The organism is Aurantibacter crassamenti (assembly GCF_016811105.1).
Classification (GTDB): Bacteria; Bacteroidota; Bacteroidia; order Flavobacteriales; family Flavobacteriaceae; genus Aurantibacter_A; species Aurantibacter_A crassamenti.
In genome coordinates this window covers 1-16,094 of record NZ_JAFBGM010000002.1, presented here as the reverse complement: position 1 = coordinate 16,094, position 16,094 = coordinate 1, and the positions used below count along the sequence as shown (strand labels likewise).

At 32.5% G+C, this 16,094-nt stretch carries 18 protein-coding genes; 11 read left to right on the top strand and 7 right to left on the bottom strand.

The features are described 5' to 3' along the window. Positions 1-2 precede the first annotated feature (2 nt). Positions 3-1,019, bottom strand: coding sequence for a UDP-3-O-(3-hydroxymyristoyl)glucosamine N-acyltransferase (lpxD, locus tag JQC67_RS12610; RefSeq protein WP_203253282.1), 1,017 nt, complete (start codon positions 1,017-1,019; stop codon positions 3-5). A gap of 141 nt (positions 1,020-1,160) precedes the next feature. Next, positions 1,161-2,420 carry an HD domain-containing protein gene (locus tag JQC67_RS12605; RefSeq protein WP_203253281.1) on the bottom strand — a complete coding sequence of 420 codons (1,260 nt, stop codon included), beginning with the start codon at positions 2,418-2,420 and terminating at the stop codon, positions 1,161-1,163. Positions 2,421-2,456: 36 nt separating this feature from the next. Here JQC67_RS12605 and porX point away from each other — a divergent pair, with 36 nt between their 5' ends. Then, a complete protein-coding gene (porX, locus tag JQC67_RS12600; RefSeq protein ID WP_203253280.1) occupies positions 2,457-4,001 on the top strand; it encodes a T9SS response regulator signal transducer PorX in 1,545 nt (514 codons plus the stop codon). A 272-nt stretch (positions 4,002-4,273) separates the two neighbouring features. On the opposite strand, the gene JQC67_RS19235 is transcribed toward porX, so the two are convergent. Beyond that, on the bottom strand, positions 4,274-4,564 hold the full coding sequence (locus JQC67_RS19235; RefSeq protein WP_394369470.1) for a CPBP family glutamic-type intramembrane protease: 291 nt from the start codon (positions 4,562-4,564) through the stop codon (positions 4,274-4,276). A gap of 952 nt (positions 4,565-5,516) precedes the next feature. On the opposite strand from JQC67_RS19235, the gene tsaE reads away from it, so the two are divergent. The 5 genes from tsaE to JQC67_RS12570 all read left to right on the top strand — a co-directional run bounded on the left by tsaE (position 5,517) and on the right by JQC67_RS12570 (position 8,696). After that, positions 5,517-5,927 carry a tRNA (adenosine(37)-N6)-threonylcarbamoyltransferase complex ATPase subunit type 1 TsaE gene (gene tsaE, locus JQC67_RS12590; protein ID WP_203253278.1) on the top strand — a complete coding sequence of 137 codons (411 nt, stop codon included), beginning with the start codon at positions 5,517-5,519 and terminating at the stop codon, positions 5,925-5,927. 245 nt (positions 5,928-6,172) lie between these two features. After that, positions 6,173-6,319, top strand: coding sequence for a hypothetical protein (locus tag JQC67_RS12585; protein WP_203253277.1), 147 nt, complete (start codon positions 6,173-6,175; stop codon positions 6,317-6,319). Between the two features lie 112 nt (positions 6,320-6,431). Next, positions 6,432-7,052 carry a hypothetical protein gene (locus tag JQC67_RS12580; RefSeq protein WP_203253276.1) on the top strand — a complete coding sequence of 207 codons (621 nt, stop codon included), beginning with the start codon at positions 6,432-6,434 and terminating at the stop codon, positions 7,050-7,052. A gap of 65 nt (positions 7,053-7,117) precedes the next feature. Further along, positions 7,118-8,317 carry an alanine dehydrogenase gene (locus tag JQC67_RS12575; RefSeq protein WP_203253275.1) on the top strand — a complete coding sequence of 400 codons (1,200 nt, stop codon included), beginning with the start codon at positions 7,118-7,120 and terminating at the stop codon, positions 8,315-8,317. 1 nt (position 8,318) lies between these two features. Then, the gene (locus JQC67_RS12570) at positions 8,319-8,696 is read left to right on the top strand and encodes a DUF4258 domain-containing protein (RefSeq protein WP_203253274.1); all 378 of its coding nucleotides are present in this window, start codon (positions 8,319-8,321) and stop codon (positions 8,694-8,696) included. A 29-nt stretch (positions 8,697-8,725) separates the two neighbouring features. Here JQC67_RS12570 and JQC67_RS12565 read toward each other — a convergent pair whose 3' ends face one another. After that, the gene (locus JQC67_RS12565; RefSeq protein ID WP_203253273.1) at positions 8,726-9,892 is read right to left on the bottom strand and encodes a proline dehydrogenase family protein; all 1,167 of its coding nucleotides are present in this window, start codon (positions 9,890-9,892) and stop codon (positions 8,726-8,728) included. 125 nt (positions 9,893-10,017) lie between these two features. Between JQC67_RS12565 and aroB the strand changes: the two genes are divergently transcribed. After that, positions 10,018-11,082, top strand: coding sequence for a 3-dehydroquinate synthase (gene aroB, locus JQC67_RS12560; RefSeq protein ID WP_203253272.1), 1,065 nt, complete (start codon positions 10,018-10,020; stop codon positions 11,080-11,082). A gap of 166 nt (positions 11,083-11,248) precedes the next feature. Continuing rightward, a complete protein-coding gene (locus JQC67_RS12555; protein ID WP_203253271.1) occupies positions 11,249-11,584 on the top strand; it encodes a hypothetical protein in 336 nt (111 codons plus the stop codon). 4 nt (positions 11,585-11,588) lie between these two features. On the opposite strand, the gene JQC67_RS12550 is transcribed toward JQC67_RS12555, so the two are convergent. The 3 genes from JQC67_RS12550 to JQC67_RS12540 form a co-directional block, all read right to left on the bottom strand. After that, complete coding sequence (locus JQC67_RS12550; protein ID WP_203253270.1) at positions 11,589-12,104, bottom strand: DinB family protein; 516 nt, start codon at positions 12,102-12,104, stop codon at positions 11,589-11,591. 12 nt (positions 12,105-12,116) lie between these two features. Further along, positions 12,117-12,596 (bottom strand): Lrp/AsnC family transcriptional regulator, encoded by a 480-nt coding sequence (locus tag JQC67_RS12545; protein ID WP_203253269.1) that lies wholly within the window; start codon positions 12,594-12,596, stop codon positions 12,117-12,119. A 100-nt stretch (positions 12,597-12,696) separates the two neighbouring features. Further along, entirely contained in the window at positions 12,697-13,821 is a 1,125-nt protein-coding gene (locus JQC67_RS12540; RefSeq protein ID WP_238934743.1) for a M14 family metallopeptidase, read from the bottom strand. A 142-nt stretch (positions 13,822-13,963) separates the two neighbouring features. Between JQC67_RS12540 and JQC67_RS12535 the strand changes: the two genes are divergently transcribed. From JQC67_RS12535 to JQC67_RS12525, 3 genes are all read left to right on the top strand, one after another. Beyond that, positions 13,964-14,341, top strand: a complete 378-nt coding sequence (locus JQC67_RS12535) for a DNA topoisomerase IV (protein WP_203253268.1) — start codon at positions 13,964-13,966, stop codon at positions 14,339-14,341. Between the two features lie 3 nt (positions 14,342-14,344). Continuing rightward, a complete protein-coding gene (locus JQC67_RS12530) occupies positions 14,345-15,163 on the top strand; it encodes a TerC family protein (protein ID WP_203253267.1) in 819 nt (272 codons plus the stop codon). Between the two features lie 72 nt (positions 15,164-15,235). Next, complete coding sequence (locus tag JQC67_RS12525; protein WP_203253266.1) at positions 15,236-15,856, top strand: hypothetical protein; 621 nt, start codon at positions 15,236-15,238, stop codon at positions 15,854-15,856. Positions 15,857-16,094 lie beyond the last annotated feature (238 nt).

Below are 16,094 nucleotides of genomic sequence, written 5' to 3'. Positions count from 1 at the left end.
AATTATTTCTTTTTTTCGAGTTTATCAATTCGTTTTACAATTTTTGGTAGGTTTTTAAAATGTACATATGACTTACTGTATTCACCATAATTAAATGCTGGTGAACCCTGTATCATCTCATTATCTTTTACATTTCTACCAATGCCAGCTTGCGCTTGTATTCTTACATTATCGCCAATTGTTATGTGACCAACTATACCCACTTGACCACCAATCATACAGTGTTTGCCAATTTTAGTAGAGCCAGCTATGCCTGTCTGTGCTGCGATAACGGTATATTCTCCTATTTCTACGTTATGTGCTATTTGTATCTGATTGTCAAGCTTAACACCTTTACGTAGTATTGTTGATCCCATTGTAGCTCGGTCAATAGTAGTACCTGCACCGATATCAACATTATCTTCTAAAATAACATTACCCGTTTGTGGAATTTTTGTGTAGCCGCCTTTTCCATCTGGTGCAAAGCCAAAACCATCAGCCCCTATTATAGCACCACTATTAATTACACAATCATTACCAATTATTGAGTCTTGATGTATTTTACCTCCGGCAAATACAATTACGTTATTACCAATTGTTACATCATCACCAATATATACATTCGGATGTATTTTTACATTATCACCTAAAGTCACATTCTCACCTATGTATGAAAACGCTCCTATGTAAAGGTCTTTGCCATGAACTAGACTTTCAGTTTTATGTACATAAGTATCAATGCCCACTTTAGATACTTTTACTTCACTATAGTACTGTAATAATTTTGAGAAAGAATGATAAGCATCATCAACTTTAATTAACGTAGTAGTCAATTCTTGTTCTGGAACAAAGTCTTTGTTTACAAGGGTTATTGATGCTTTGGTGGAGTATATAAACGACGTGTATTTAGGGTTAGCCAAAAAAGTCAGAGAGCCTATTTCACCGTCTTCGATTTTTGCTAATTTATGAACGGCGATTTCTGGATTCCCATCAACCTCACCTTCTAAAATGCCTGCAATTTGACCTGCCGTAAATTCCAATATGAGTTCAGTTATATTGATCGTTGTGAAACAAAAGTAATAAGAAACTATCTTAATTGTATGTTATAAATTGTTTTCGTCTCTTTTTATGTTAAATCAACATTGTAAGATTCATCTTGCAGCAATTTATAATAACCTGACTTAGTTTGTTTTAAGCTGGCTCTTTGGATAGCAAAAATAATATTTAACAACTGCTTTTGATAGCGCTTCTAAATTCATCTTATCTAATGTGTCTGTAACATCTATTATGTCTCCTTGTTTTTTAGAAATATTAATTCTTTGCTCATCTAAGTCATAAGCACGATTGCTAATTTGACCTTCAAAAACAAAATAAGCAGCTTCTTCTTTGCTAAGGTTGTTTGCTTTAGCAAAACCATTTAATATTTTATCAATTTCATCAATTGGTTTTGGATGATCTGAAATAGTCACTTTAGGCAACTTTCTATCAATTATTATTGCGCAAAGTTCAGACAACACAAAATCTGAATGATTGCGCCAATATTTTAAAGCTGAAATAATATCAACATCATCAAGCAATGCAAATGATTCTAAAACTTCTGTATTAAACTCGGCCTTACCAATTGAATTTTTTAGAAAGAAACGTAAGGGCTCACTGCATTGTAATTCCAATCCAGATTTTGTCAGTTCTTTTGCACGTGTAAAAATTCGAATTAATAATTGCTCTGCAGCTAATGATGTTTTATGTAGATAGACTTGCCAATACATAAATCGGCGAGCCATTAAAAATTTTTCAACTGAATAAATTCCCTTTTCTTCAACTACCAATTTATCATCAACCACATTTAACATGGTGATTAATCGCTCTGCGTTAATATTACCCTCGGCTACACCTGTATAGAAACTATCACGTTTTAAATAATCTAACCTATCAATATCTAACTGACTAGAAACAAGTTGATTCAAAAACGTTTTTGGGTGCTCTTTTTTGAAAATTTGAATAGCGGTAGTTAAACTTCCGTTAAACCGTTTATTGAGTTTCTCCATAAATAACAACGAAATATGCTCATGATTTACACCCTCAACTATACTATGTTCCATGGTATGTGAAAACGGTCCGTGGCCAATATCATGAAGCAATATGGCACATAATAAACCAGTTTCTTCATCTTCTGTTATTTCAATCTGCTTAAAACGAAGGGCTTGTATGGTAGTTTGCATTAAATACATACAACCTAAAGCATGATGAAAACGCGTGTGGTGTGCCCCAGGAAATACCAAATATGAAAGGCCCATTTGCGAAATTCTTCGCAAACGTTGAAAATACGGGTCATCGATTAGGTCATAAATGAGATCATTGGGTATTCGAATAAATCCGTAAATTGGATCATTGAAAACTTGCCCGCCAGAACGTGCGGATTTGAACTTATTGTATTTCGCCAAAATATGATTGCTTTTTACAGCAAATATACTTACTAAATGAACAAGATTACTATACTTTGGGTTGACGATGAAATTGACTTGCTAAAGCCTCATATCCTTTTTTTAAAAGGAAAAAACTATGATTGCATTACCTGCCCTAGCGGACAAGAAGCTTTAGAAATTCTTGCTGATAATAAAGTGGATATTGTTTTTCTTGATGAAAATATGCCCGGCATTTCAGGCTTAGAAACTTTGAGTGAAATAAAATTGATGGATTCTTCTATTCCGGTAGTAATGATTACGAAAAACGAGGAAGAGTCTATTATGGAAGATGCAATAGGTTCTAAGATTGCAGACTATCTGATTAAGCCTGTAAACCCAAATCAAATATTATTATCCTTAAAAAAGAACCTGGATCATTCGCGATTGGTTTCTGAAAAAACTACATCAAACTATCAACAAGAGTTTCGAAAAATTGCCATGGACCTTTCTATGGTAAATAATTTTGAAGAATGGGCTCAACTTTATAAAAAGCTTATTTATTGGGAGTTGCAATTAGAAGAAATTGAAGATAGCGGGATGTTTGAAATATTGGAATCGCAAAAAGTGGAAGCCAATGCACAATTCGGAAAGTTTGTAGACAAACACTATGCTGATTGGTTTGACGGTCATGATGGCCCTGTTATGTCTCATACGTTATTTAAGAATTGGATAGCTCCTGAACTAAAAAAAACACCTACGCTATTAATTGTTGTAGACAATTTAAGATATGACCAATGGTTTGCTTTTGAAGAAACCGTAACTAACTTTTATAAAAAAATTAAAGAAACCTCGTATTACAGTATTTTGCCGACGGCAACTCAATATGCGAGAAATGCAATTTTCTCTGGTCTAACGCCACTTGGCATGGAAAAAAGACATCCGGAGTGGTGGAAAAATGATACGGATGAAGGCGGTAAAAATCTGTTTGAAGATAAATTTTTGGGTGCACAAATTGAGCGCCTTGGTTTAGACATTAAATGGGAATACCACAAAATAAGTAGCTTAAAACAAGGGAAACATTTATCGCAAAATTTCAAGTCTCAAAAAGACAATGACCTAACTGCTATTGTCTATAATTTTGTGGATATGCTTTCGCATTCAAAAACTGAAATGGAAGTTATAAAAGAACTAGCTTCTAATGATAAAGCATATCGTTCATTGACTCAAAGTTGGTTTAAAAATTCACCATTGCTTGAAATTATTCAACAAGCACAGCAAATGGGCATGAAATTAATTATTACCACAGATCACGGTACTATTAATGTAAAACATCCTTCAAAAGTAATTGGAGACAAAGAAACGAGTCTTAATTTACGTTATAAAACAGGGCGTAGCTTAACCTTTGACGATAAAGATGTTCTTGCTGCAAGAGACCCAAAATCAATTCACTTACCGAGTATAAATATGAGTAGTTCTTATATTTTTGCTAAAAATGATTTGTTTTTCGCTTATCCTAATAATTACAATCACTATGTAAGTTATTATCGTAATACCTATCAACATGGTGGTGTTTCTTTAGAAGAAATGATTATTCCTTTTGTAGTTTTAGATCCTAAATAAATATCCATATCTAAGTCTTTAATATTTATTTAAAAAAAGGATTATTCCATGAATTTGGAATAATTACGGATATGCAATAATTTAACTTCTATTCACAAAAGAATTCAAAAAAAATTATTTTTTTCTGGACAAAAACAGAATCAACAATAACGCGAATAATAGCACCAAATATAATCCATTTTCCTTCCAGTCAAAGAAGTTGTCGAAATTAAGATTTAAGAATGTGCCTAATATTGCTACTACTATGAGTATTGTGACTACAGTGTCTTTTTTCATTTGTTGAGTATAATTCCTATCAGGTTGTGATTAAAATGTAATAACCAAGTCACAAAAAATGCCAGATACATTGACCAATTGATTTTACAATAAAAATATAAAGTATTTAAAACTACACCCCCAATAAATGCAAAAAATACATAATAAAGACTATAAAAATGAATTGCTGCGAACACTAATGAAGAAATAATTATCGTTGCATACTTGTTTAAAAATTTACAAATTATTTCATTTAAAAACATATTAAAAATCAGTGTTTCAATAATGGGACCATAAACTAGTGCCATTGTATATTTTTCTTGACTTGATTTGAATAATTGTTCATCTTCAAAACCTGTATTCAAATCGAATTGAGAGACTAAAAATTCAAATAACATACTGTTTGAAAAAAGTAAAATTTGAGCTACAATAAAATAAAATAATAAGAGCCATCTTTTATCTTCAACAGTATTCAATCGACTTATTATGTTCATTTTAGTTTAAATAAAAAAGATTTTTGCTTATTTATATCATATGCAATTTCTTCCAACACTGGTGCAATTAAAATTGCGCTTCATAAGCGCAATGAATCTAAATCATGAAAGGATTTGGTAAACGTACTAGCTCCAAGTATTTTAGATATATATTCTGCAATCGTATAACCGTATATAATCAATACTAAAAAAAAGAACAGGTGAATACTTATTCAAAGAATATTTAGAAGTATTCAAAATTGATACTATTTTTTAAGAATTTTAACAAAATAATATACCAAACCAGCAGTGATTAATGGAATTATAAGCGAATATATTAAGTCAAAATAAAATCCTTTATTGTAAATACAACCCATCACAAAACATACTAAGAAAATTGTAATAAAATAAGTTACAAATTGCAGTTTAAATTTCATTATAGAATACTTTGTAAAGAAATTAAAATTATAAAACTGGTTTCACCAATTAAATCTAAAATACTTAAAGTTAAGAAATCCTATGATTTAATAGTATACTTAATTTTACGGATAGCTTTTAGAACAATACTAAAAGATTATTTTAAAGCTAAAGCATATCTATATGGCTTACTACTTGTGTGAAAAAAATCTTGGTGCTTATTAAGCACAATGCAATTAATTTTCTGTATTTAATTTGTAAATAGAATAGCTAAATTTGTTCAATATTCGAGAAAATATATCATTGCTAGCTAATAGCATTATATTGATAATTTTTTTCTTTCTATGTTTAATTATTAATGATTTAATCAATGCAGCTATTATATTCTTTAGATCAAATCGATAGCGTTGCCAAAGGCATTATTCAAAATTCAGCATTTAAAACTCTTTGTTTTTATGCAGAAATGGGTGCCGGTAAAACAACATTAATAAAGTCACTTGTTAAAGAATTGGGCGGTGGCACTGTAGCGAACAGCCCTACTTTCGGAATTGTAAATGAATACCACAAAGAAGATGGTGAATTGTTAGGTTACCATTTTGATTTTTACCGATTAAAAGATGAAACAGAGGCTTTAGATTTAGGTTTTGAAGATTACCTAAGTCAAGATGTATGGATTTTTATTGAATGGCCAGAAAAAATAAATTCTTATTTACCAGATGAATCCACAAATATTACTATTGATATCATTGATGATGTAACTCGAAATATAGAATTACAGTAATATTTTGCAATTAAGAATGTGTCTGATTTAAGGGCATTTACTTATGATTTACTGTTTTTTCTGATGTACACGTCTATTTCTACACCTTAAAATTGATTATTCTTTGTCTTCAGCTGTATTTTAACAGGAAAACCGCTTTTTTGTAGTCCTTTTTTTTCTACTTTTGAAATAAGTGAGAACCCTAAATTAATCTTGAACTCTTATCTACTTTTTTGTATCCACGAGTTCTATTAAACGTATTGAAAATGAATGCAAAAAAAATTATTTTTGGCATGTTAGCGTGTCTAACATTAGTTGCTGTTTCGTGTGAACCAAATACTTCTGCACAAGACGATGAAGTTTATGAAGTTGGAATTCGTAAGGATAAGGTGAAGCCAAAACCTGGAAATTAACCTTACGAGCAGTATTAAACTTCTCTAGAATATCTTAAAAAGCAATGTTTCATTGCTTTTTTTTATACTTTTTTTCTGACTAAATCGTTAGAAATTCACAAGATGAACGGAGATGTCGAATAATTCAGATAAAATTAGTGCTAGTAAGAAAATTCTTATAGAATCAATTTTTGTATTCTTTATTGCAATAACACCTTTTTTGTATAAAGTATATGATTATTTACCCAAAGAGCCAGATGCCACAATTTCTATATTTGGTTTGAATATTGGTAGTAATGGTTTTGCCGATGTGTCTACCTATATATGGTTTCTCTCAGGTAAAATTATTCCGTTAATTTTACTCTTAATTTGGTTTTTTTCTTCAAAAAGTTGGTGGTATCATATTCTAATAATACCCATTGCCATGTATGCCTTTCAGTTATTTGAGGCTGTATTTTCAGAAGATAATTACGTTGATACACAGAATATTTTTTGGTTATTACCGGTATGTGCTTTAGTTATTCCGTTTGTGTATTATATACGTTTGCGTTTAATTGATAAATATGTCAATGGTATTGATTTAGACGCTATGGAAGCAGAACTGAAAATGCTGAAAGAGAAAAAAAGTTACAAACCTACTACGGATGAGGAATTAGAGAAATTAAAAAATAATACATTGTTCGAAATAATTAATAGAAAATTAAGCACACGTAGAATTGAAGCATGGTTTCAACAGTTTCAGAACAATTTATAAAACATACTCTCATTAATTATTGTAAATTTGTTAATGACCATTCTTAGGTACTGAAAACAGTTTATATGAACCAGCCCAGCTCACCTTTTAGCAAGCAGCAATTGCTTCCTCAAGAAGAAATGCTTGAAGTATTAAAACAGAAAGGTGAATTATTCATTGGTATTCCCAAAGAAAATCATAATAAAGAACGACGTGTTTGTCTCACGCCTGATGCTGTAAATGCGATTACTTGTAATGGACATCGTGTTTTAGTTGAAAAAGGTGCTGGCGAAGGCGCAAATTTTTCGAATAAAGATTATACCGAAGCTGGTGCAGAAGTCACCAATGATACCAAGAAAGTTTTTTCTTGTCCGTTAATTTTAAAAGTAGAGCCGCCTTCAATTGCTGAAATTGCATTAATGAATCCGCAGGCTGTGGTTATTTCAGCTTTGCAGATAAAAACGCAATGCAAAGAATATTTTGAAGAATTAGCTAAAAAGAGAGTTACGGCTATTGCGTTTGAATACATTAGAGATGAAGACGGAAAATTTCCTGCCGTGCGTTCACTAAGTGAAATAGCTGGAATTTCTTCTGTACTTATTGCTGCTGAGTTAATGGCTACTACCAATGATGGCAACGGATTGATGTTTGGTAATATTAGTGGTGTACCACCTGTAGAGGTCGTTATAATTGGTGCAGGTACTGTAGGTGAATTTGCTTCACGATCCGCAATTGGTCTTGGTGCTAATGTTAAGGTTTTTGATAATTCAATAACAAAGTTGCGGAATATTCAAACCAATTTAAAACAGACTGTATACACATCTACGCTTCAACCAAAAAATTTAATGAAGGCCTTAAAACGTTGTGATGTTGCTATCGGAGCCATCAGAGGTCATGACCGTTCACCAGTGGTTGTATCAAGCACAATGGTTGAAAACATGAAAAAGGGAGCGGTTATTATTGATGTTAGTATTGATATGGGCGGTTGCTTTGAAACTAGTGAAGTAACATCTCATAATAAACCGACGATTGAAAAATTTGGTGTGGTTCATTATGCAGTGCCCAACATACCTTCTAGATACCCTAAAACAGCTTCAATTTCTATTAGTAACATTTTCACACCGTATTTACTCAAGCTGGGAGAAGAAGGTGGATTGGAAAATTCAATTCGTTTTGATAAGGGACTTAGAAACGGACTTTATATGTATCACGGTATTTTAACTAGTAAAGCTGTTGGTGATTGGTACGACCTTAAATACAGTGACATCAATTTTTTGATTTTTTAAAATGGCATTCATAAAACGTTTGGGGTTTTACCTCTTCGGATTATCAATAGGATTGATTTTCCTTTCTATATTCTTACGGAAAAAGGCTGATGAAACTGGAGTTGAGTTTTGTTATTTTCCCAATTGCAGAGCATTAAAAGACATGCGGTCTAAATCGGTAAATTACTCTGATGAATTATCGGCTATGATTCAAAATAACGAAATAGATACTCTTCAAATAAAACAGTTTTTTAGAGAAGGTGAGATTAATTTCGGAAAGAGCGAAACCAAAACAAAACCTTGCAAAAGATATCTTATTGAAAATTCAATAGACGGGGTTCAAAAAACACTGACCGTAAAAAATTGCACTGAAAAAATAATTATTGAATCTATTCAATAATTAAGAAATACTTGCTCACCCCTATTTTTTTAAATTTTTCTACGTTTCCGTTCTTTTTTGAGCAAATCAAGTTCTCTTGATGTTTGCCCAGCCACCGAGGTATTTTCTTCAGCACGACGAATTAAATACGGCATTACATCACGTACTGGCCCAAATGGAAGGTATTTAGAGACATTGTAACCAGCATTTGAAAGATTGAAAGAAATGTGGTCACTCATACCATAAAGCTGACCAAAACCTACCCGTGCATCTTCCTTGGCAATGCCATGCGTTTGCATCAACTGCATTAGTTGATAACAACTTTCTTCATTATGAGTACCTGCAAAAATTGATATATAATCTAAGTTCTTAATGCTGTAGCTAATGGCAGTATTATAATTATGGTCTGTTGTTTTTTTATCCTTACAAATCGGACTTGCATACCCCTTTCTTTCAGCACGTTCTCTTTCTTTTTCCATATACGCGCCACGTACCACCTTCACTCCTATTTTAAAATTATGTTCTTTTGCTCGTACATGTAAATCTTTAAGATAATCTAAACGATCCCACCGGTACATTTGTAAGGTGTTGTATACAATGGCTCTTTCTTTATTATATTTCTTCATCATACGTTCTATCAAAGTATCGGCTGCATCTTGAATCCAGCTTTCTTCAGCATCAACTAACAGACAAACATTTAGATCATAGGCCTTCTTGCATGTTTTCTCTAAACGATTAATGACACGTTTCCATTCAGCTTCCTCATCATTGGTAAGTTTTTCATTGGCATTTACCTTTTTAAATAATGAAGTTCTTCCGTAAGCACTAGGTTTAAAAACAGCGAAGGGTATTGCCTCTTTTTCCTTCACAAAATCAATAATATTTAGAATGGTGTGCAAGGCATTGTCTAAAGGGTCTTCAATTTCTTTTCCTTCCACAGAATAATCTAATACAGAATGTACGCCTTTAGACCACAATTTATCAACTATGGGCAAACAATCTTCTTCGGTAACACCTCCACAAAAATGATCAAAAACCGTAGCTCGTATTAATCCCTCAACGGGCAAATGTGCTTTTATAGCAAAGTTGGTAACTAAAGTGCCCATTTTTACAAGGGGTTCATTAGCTATCATCTTAAACAAAAAATAAGCACGCTCTAGTTCAGAATCCGATTTTAGGGCGAAAGCTGTTGCGGTATTCTCAAAAATTTGCTCCATTTTTAAAATATTATTGACACCTTAAAGATAAAGACAGAAAATATATTTTTTTGCTAATAAATTACCTTTATTTTGCACTTTATATCGAGAGAAACATCCTCAGAAACAATCAAAATTAAATATTGATGGAGTCTATTGTTACCGAATCTTCTGCAGTGCATTTTAATGAAGAAGCCTTTAATCAACTAAGAAAACATATTTCATCAAATTCGTATTCCAAAATATTTGTTTTAGTTGATGAGAATACTGAGAAACATTGTTTACCAATATTTAACACAGAAATACGTAATGAATTCGATTATATAGTTCTACGTATTGTTTCAGGTGAAATTCACAAAAACATAGAAACATGTTTACAGGTATGGAATGACCTTAGCAATTTAGATGCTGATCGTAAAAGTTTACTTATCAATTTAGGTGGTGGGGTTTTAACTGATTTGGGCGGCTTTGTTGCTTCTACTTTTAAGAGAGGTATCAATTTCATCAATATACCTACAACATTATTAGCAATGGTTGATGCCTCTGTAGGTGGTAAAACCGGAGTAGACCTTGGTGTTTTAAAAAATCAAATAGGTGTAATTATTCAGCCAGAAATGGTTTTAGTAGACCCACGATTTTTGAAAACATTAGAAGAATGTCAATTACAAAGCGGTTTTGCTGAAATGTTAAAACATGGATTGATACGAAGTGCATCCTATTGGGAAGAATTGAAGAATGTTTCAGATTTTAATGATATCGGAAAACTTATACACGATTCTGTTCAAATTAAGAATGATGTTGTTTTACAGGATCCAACGGAGCAAAACTTACGCAAAATTCTAAATTTCGGCCACACTTTAGGCCATGCAATAGAATCGCATTTTCTTGAAGATGATACTAAAAAAACACTGTTACATGGTGAGGCAATTGCCATAGGTATGATTTTAGAGGCCTATTTGTCTACATCTCAAACCGGATTATCAAAAGCGGCTTTAGATGACATTTCTGAAGCTTTTATGTCTCGTTATGAGAAAGTTAGCTTTTCAAAAGAAGATATTGAGGTTATTCTGTCTCTATTGAAATTTGATAAAAAGAATTCACACGGAAACATCAATTTTGTACTACTTGAAAGTATTGGTAAAGCCACTATTGATATTAAAATTAATGCAGATTTGTTTCATGAAGCTTTCGCTTACTACAAACTTCTTTAACTTCATATACTAAATATTGCCATTGACAACTCTTTGCTCAGACCAAAGCTAAAAAAGTATAGTTTAGTTTTAAGTTAGAGATTAAGGCAGTATTATTGACTTTGTCTCTTTTATCCCAAATAATACCAATCCACTGATTTAAAAGTCAGTACAAAACAAACCTACTATGTTACGTAAACTTATTGATTACAAAAAATTAGACCACGAATTAGCAGCATTGCTTATTGAAACGTACCCAGATGGGTATGGTGACGATGACATTATCTCATTTCAAAACGCAAATGGTGAGTATGTAGAAGCCGTTGAACTTCAAACTAGTGAAACTTTGTACCTAGTAAAAATCAGTAAAAGTCTTGCGAATTTCATTTCAACTTTTGATGATACTATTGAAAGAGAGCTTGAAGCTAGTTCTTCACGTGTTTTAGAAGAGGTTGAATCTTCGGATATGGATTATGATTCAAACACTGAAACTGAATCTGAAGAAGAAACTGAATTAGATTAATACATTACAGGTATCGTTCTCTAAGTATATTTCTATGGTGTTTTTGATGCCCTGAAATAATAAAGCCCATTGCAGCTACACTCATTTCAGCATTGCTCGCTACACCTTTTATTTCTAATGTAGGCCTGTCTAAACTAGTGAATAAGGCAATAGTTGACTTACGCACTGCTTTATATTCTTCAATCAAACTTTCTTTTGAACGACGGTTTGCTAAAGAATTTGGCACATAGTCATCTTGTTCAAAACCTGGTAATGGTGTTTTATCGCCTCTAGAAAAACGTAAGGCCCGATATTGAAATATTCTTTCAGTATCTATTACATGAAGAAGTACTTCAGCAACGGTCCATTTCCCCCGATCATACGCATAACCTAATTTTTCATCAGGAATACTTTCTATGAATTTTGGAAAATTTTGAAACTGTCGCTGATGCACATCTATAAGCTCATCATCGCCCAAAGTGTCAATATAAGTCTGATAAAAAGTATGGTAGTCACCTACAACTAGTTCAGACTTTCTCATAATTAAACTTTGTTACAATTCATTGAAGATTGTATGCATCAGACGTTTTTTGTCATTGATACTTTCTTCTAAAGAAATCATAGTTTCGGTTCTACTAATACCATCAATATCATCTATTTTAAAAATGATATTTTTTGCATGATTTGTATCTTTTGCTCTAATCTTACAAAAGATATTAAACTTACCAGTAGTTATATGAGCCACAGTAACATTTGGTATTTGCTCTAAACGCTCTAAAACAAATTTAGTTTGGTGTGTTTTTTCAAGAAAAATTCCAACATAAGCAATAAATGCATATCCTAGTTGAATATAATCTAGGGTCAATGAAGAGCCCTTAATTATATTTGCTTCTTCCATTTTCTTAACACGTACATGCACTGTACCCGCCGAGATTAAAAGTTTTTTTGCAATGTCTGTGAATGGAGTTCTCGTGTTATCTATTAACATATCGAGAATTTGGTGATCTATTTCGTCCAATTTTACTTTGGCCATAATCGAATTATTTTTTGCAAAAATAGTAAAATATGGAATAAAATTTAATTAATTCGTCATTTTTATGCGCATAGTGCAACAAAACGAGTTTTTCGCAATATTATCTTAAATAATTGTTAAGTAAAGAATAAATTTGTTCTTGGCTTTTCAAATTCAAAAAATCTTGCTCATTACAACAATCATAAGTCTGATGTCCGAAGAAAGTTGATAGCTCACCTACCTGTTCTATTGTAGGAATAAACTCTATTTTACGTGCGTTCAGTACTTCTTTAAATAAAATTCCAACCGAAGTATTTTTCTCAAATTCTGAATTTATTAAGTGGCTGTTTTTTATGAGGATATCAAAAAATTGCTTGCCATTTTCAGGTATTTCAAAGTAATCTTCAAAATCGAATTTAGAAATAGAAGCATCACTTATAGTTGAAATCGCAGTAACTAATGAAAGAAAAATTAATCTGCGCACCTCTTCCCTATCGTAATCATTAGGATAATGGCCTGCTTCAAACAAAACTGTTGGGCAATCTAGACTTTGAAATGTATCACCAACGCAATTCAAGTTAAAACCGTCATCATAACGCCCAACCCCATTAGGTATAAATTTCTGCAGCATTTCATTCATGGCCACAATCAACTGCATGGCCGTTTGTCTCGTATTCGTAAGTTTTCTAGTCGCATCAACTGAGGGTGATAAAAAAGAAACTGTAGCCGGTATGTTAGTCGCACCAACACTGAAAATAGTACGTTGACCGTGTAAATTGAAAGCGAAATGTGGCTTGAATTCTTTAAATATATTATGCAATACAATGCTCTCTGGCTGCGTTAAATCTTGCGCATCACGATTCAAATCTACCGCATTTGCATTAATTCGTGTGTATGCTTGTGCCCCATCAGGGCTAAGTATCGGAATAATTTTAATAGTACACTTCTCAAGTAGCTGCTGAACAACTTCAGCTCCTGTAGCAAAATAATTTAGCAAATCTAAAACTGCTCGTGTCGTGGTAGATTCATTGCCATGCATTTGAGACCACATAAAAATACGATTGGCGCCCGTACCTATTTCTACACTTTTAATAGCTCTGTTCTGAACTGATTTTCCAATAGTTTCTACCTTAAAAGGTGCTTTCAATTGTGATAGAAAATCTAGTATAGAATCATTAATTACATAACGCCCCGTTACCGATTTAACTTTAAATGCTTCGTACTCCGCTTTGTTTAGCATGCTCATTTTAATAATATCTACAAAGGTACAGAGATAAACTTTTATCATAAACTTATGCCCCTAATTTATGGAATTGCACTTTATAAATTCTTAATTAAGTTTCAATCTGAAGCTAAACAATAGCTGCAATTTTCATTATTTTTACACTATGATTCGATACACACTCAGCATACTGGTTTTATTGGTTTTTACATCATGTTATCAACCCGAAAGAAATTGCAAGGATTACAAAAACGGAAAGTTCACTTTTGATTACATGATTGATAGTGTTGCGCTAACAGGTGTTTTTACGCGACATGATGATTTAAGTATTGAATATTATGAAGGAAAAATAGATAGTTCTACTGTTCGGTGGATTAATGATTGCGAATACATTGTTAAGAAAATAAATCCTAAAAACATGGCAGAAGAAAAGCCGGTACATATTAAAATATTGACTACCACCGATAATTCTTATACATTTGAGTTTAGCATTGTTGGTAACAACAAAACTAAATCTAAAGGAACCGCCATTAAAACCAACTAACCAATGTTTGAGATTTTTGCCAACCCTGACGCGTGGATTGCCCTAGTAACATTAACTTTTTTAGAAATAGTTCTGGGTATTGATAATATTATATTTATTTCAATAGCTGCAGGTAAGTTACCTGAAAATCATCGAAAGAAGGCAACCAATATTGGACTTGTTTTAGCCATGGCCATGCGTATTGTACTCTTATTTGGTATCACATGGTTAACTGCGGCAAGTAAGCCATTTTGGGTTTTTGACAGCGGTTGGATCTCAGGTGGCATCAGTATTCAAGCACTGATTTTGTTTGCAGGTGGGCTTTTTCTACTCTATAAGAGTACCAAAGAAATTCATGAAAAAGTTGAAGATCGCGGCCATGATGAGCGTGAGGTAACCAAATCTAGAAGTAATACATTGAACAAGGCTATTATTCAAATAATGGTCATCAACATAGTATTTTCTTTTGATTCAATACTTACTGCTATTGGTATGACCAATGGTATAACCGAAGACCCGAATGATGCTTTGGTTTTAATGATTGTTGCTGTGGTTATTTCAGTAATCATTATGATGTTGTTTGCCAACCCTGTTGGTGAATTTGTAAACAAACACCCTTCAATACAAATATTGGGCTTATCTTTTCTTATTTTAATAGGTTTTATGCTCATTGCAGAAGCGTCACACATTGGGCACTTAGTTGTATTTAACCAAGAAGTAGGCACTATACCTAAAGGCTACTTGTATTTTGCTATTGCGTTCTCATTAATGGTAGAATTTTTTGATCTTCGGATGAGCAAAAATAGAAAGGCAAAATCTGGTGAAGTTTCTTCTGAAGAATAGTATTCACCTACTAATGATAAAAGAGGAATAAACGTAATAGTACGTTTAGCCTATTGTTGCCATTAATTTGAAATGAACCTAACGAAAGAGATTAAAAATCGGAAAAACAGTTTTGAACCTAGAGTCAAAGTTTCAAACAATCGAATTGAAATTGACCCAATAGGAGTTGAAATTCAATTTTCTGATGAATTTATTGTTGTAGATAAAACCAAGTTTCAGGAATTGATTGCTGATTATCAGTTTCCAGAGAATACGGAATTAAGCAAAAAAGACGGAGAAGGGTTTGAAAAAGCTATTTTTGAACCAATTTTCACACTATCGGACAAAGAAAACAAACGACCGATTATAGCCTGTTATTTATACAATGTTTACGTTTTGAAAGGAAGTTCAAATCTCAACATTCGGAGTATAACGAAATATGAATTAATGTGGGCGGAATATCTTGTTGAGTCGAGAAACAATCGGAGAGTAAACGTTAAAAGAGTAGTTACTAATGGTATCAACGGCTCGATTTCGGAAAATTATTGGTTTATTCATAGAAGTAAAAGTAATAATTCAGAACTATTATCCCGTTTACGAATTTTGAACTTGGAATTTGGAGACTACGTTTTGACATTTTACATAGTTGATGATGAACAAAATACTTTAAGCGAAACTGAATTAGAAAACTTTATAAACGGAATAAAAAACTAATGGCAACAACGGCTATAATTCATTGCGGCGGAATTTCCTAAACGGAAATTCTTATCTTGCAATGATGGCTTGGTTATCTCGGAATGTCCTAACGGACGATTCCGCAACGAAACCATAGGTACTGTGTCAAAAAACAAGTTTTTTCTTTAAAATTTAGGAAACAAGTTGAGTAATCAAATTGTTATCCTGCGCAGCAAGGGCTTTATGCTTTTGCTGCTTTTTTGTTTCAAAATTTGCA

Coding starts and splice junctions, on each gene's coding strand:
- JQC67_RS12555 (WP_203253271.1), top strand. CDS start 11,249: ATGTTACGTAAACTTATTGATTACAAAAAATTAGACCACGAATTAGCA.
- tsaE (WP_203253278.1), top strand. CDS start 5,517: ATGCAGCTATTATATTCTTTAGATCAAATCGATAGCGTTGCCAAAGGC.
- JQC67_RS12540 (WP_238934743.1), bottom strand. CDS start 13,821: ATGAGCATGCTAAACAAAGCGGAGTACGAAGCATTTAAAGTTAAATCG.
- JQC67_RS12525 (WP_203253266.1), top strand. CDS start 15,236: ATGAACCTAACGAAAGAGATTAAAAATCGGAAAAACAGTTTTGAACCT.
- JQC67_RS12570 (WP_203253274.1), top strand. CDS start 8,319: ATGGCATTCATAAAACGTTTGGGGTTTTACCTCTTCGGATTATCAATA.
- JQC67_RS12530 (WP_203253267.1), top strand. CDS start 14,345: ATGTTTGAGATTTTTGCCAACCCTGACGCGTGGATTGCCCTAGTAACA.
- JQC67_RS12580 (WP_203253276.1), top strand. CDS start 6,432: ATGTCGAATAATTCAGATAAAATTAGTGCTAGTAAGAAAATTCTTATA.
- JQC67_RS12585 (WP_203253277.1), top strand. CDS start 6,173: ATGAATGCAAAAAAAATTATTTTTGGCATGTTAGCGTGTCTAACATTA.
- JQC67_RS12535 (WP_203253268.1), top strand. CDS start 13,964: ATGATTCGATACACACTCAGCATACTGGTTTTATTGGTTTTTACATCA.
- JQC67_RS12545 (WP_203253269.1), bottom strand. CDS start 12,596: ATGGCCAAAGTAAAATTGGACGAAATAGATCACCAAATTCTCGATATG.
- JQC67_RS19235 (WP_394369470.1), bottom strand. CDS start 4,564: ATGGCACTAGTTTATGGTCCCATTATTGAAACACTGATTTTTAATATG.
- JQC67_RS12575 (WP_203253275.1), top strand. CDS start 7,118: ATGAACCAGCCCAGCTCACCTTTTAGCAAGCAGCAATTGCTTCCTCAA.
- JQC67_RS12550 (WP_203253270.1), bottom strand. CDS start 12,104: ATGAGAAAGTCTGAACTAGTTGTAGGTGACTACCATACTTTTTATCAG.
- aroB (WP_203253272.1), top strand. CDS start 10,018: ATGGAGTCTATTGTTACCGAATCTTCTGCAGTGCATTTTAATGAAGAA.
- JQC67_RS12565 (WP_203253273.1), bottom strand. CDS start 9,892: ATGGAGCAAATTTTTGAGAATACCGCAACAGCTTTCGCCCTAAAATCG.
- porX (WP_203253280.1), top strand. CDS start 2,457: ATGAACAAGATTACTATACTTTGGGTTGACGATGAAATTGACTTGCTA.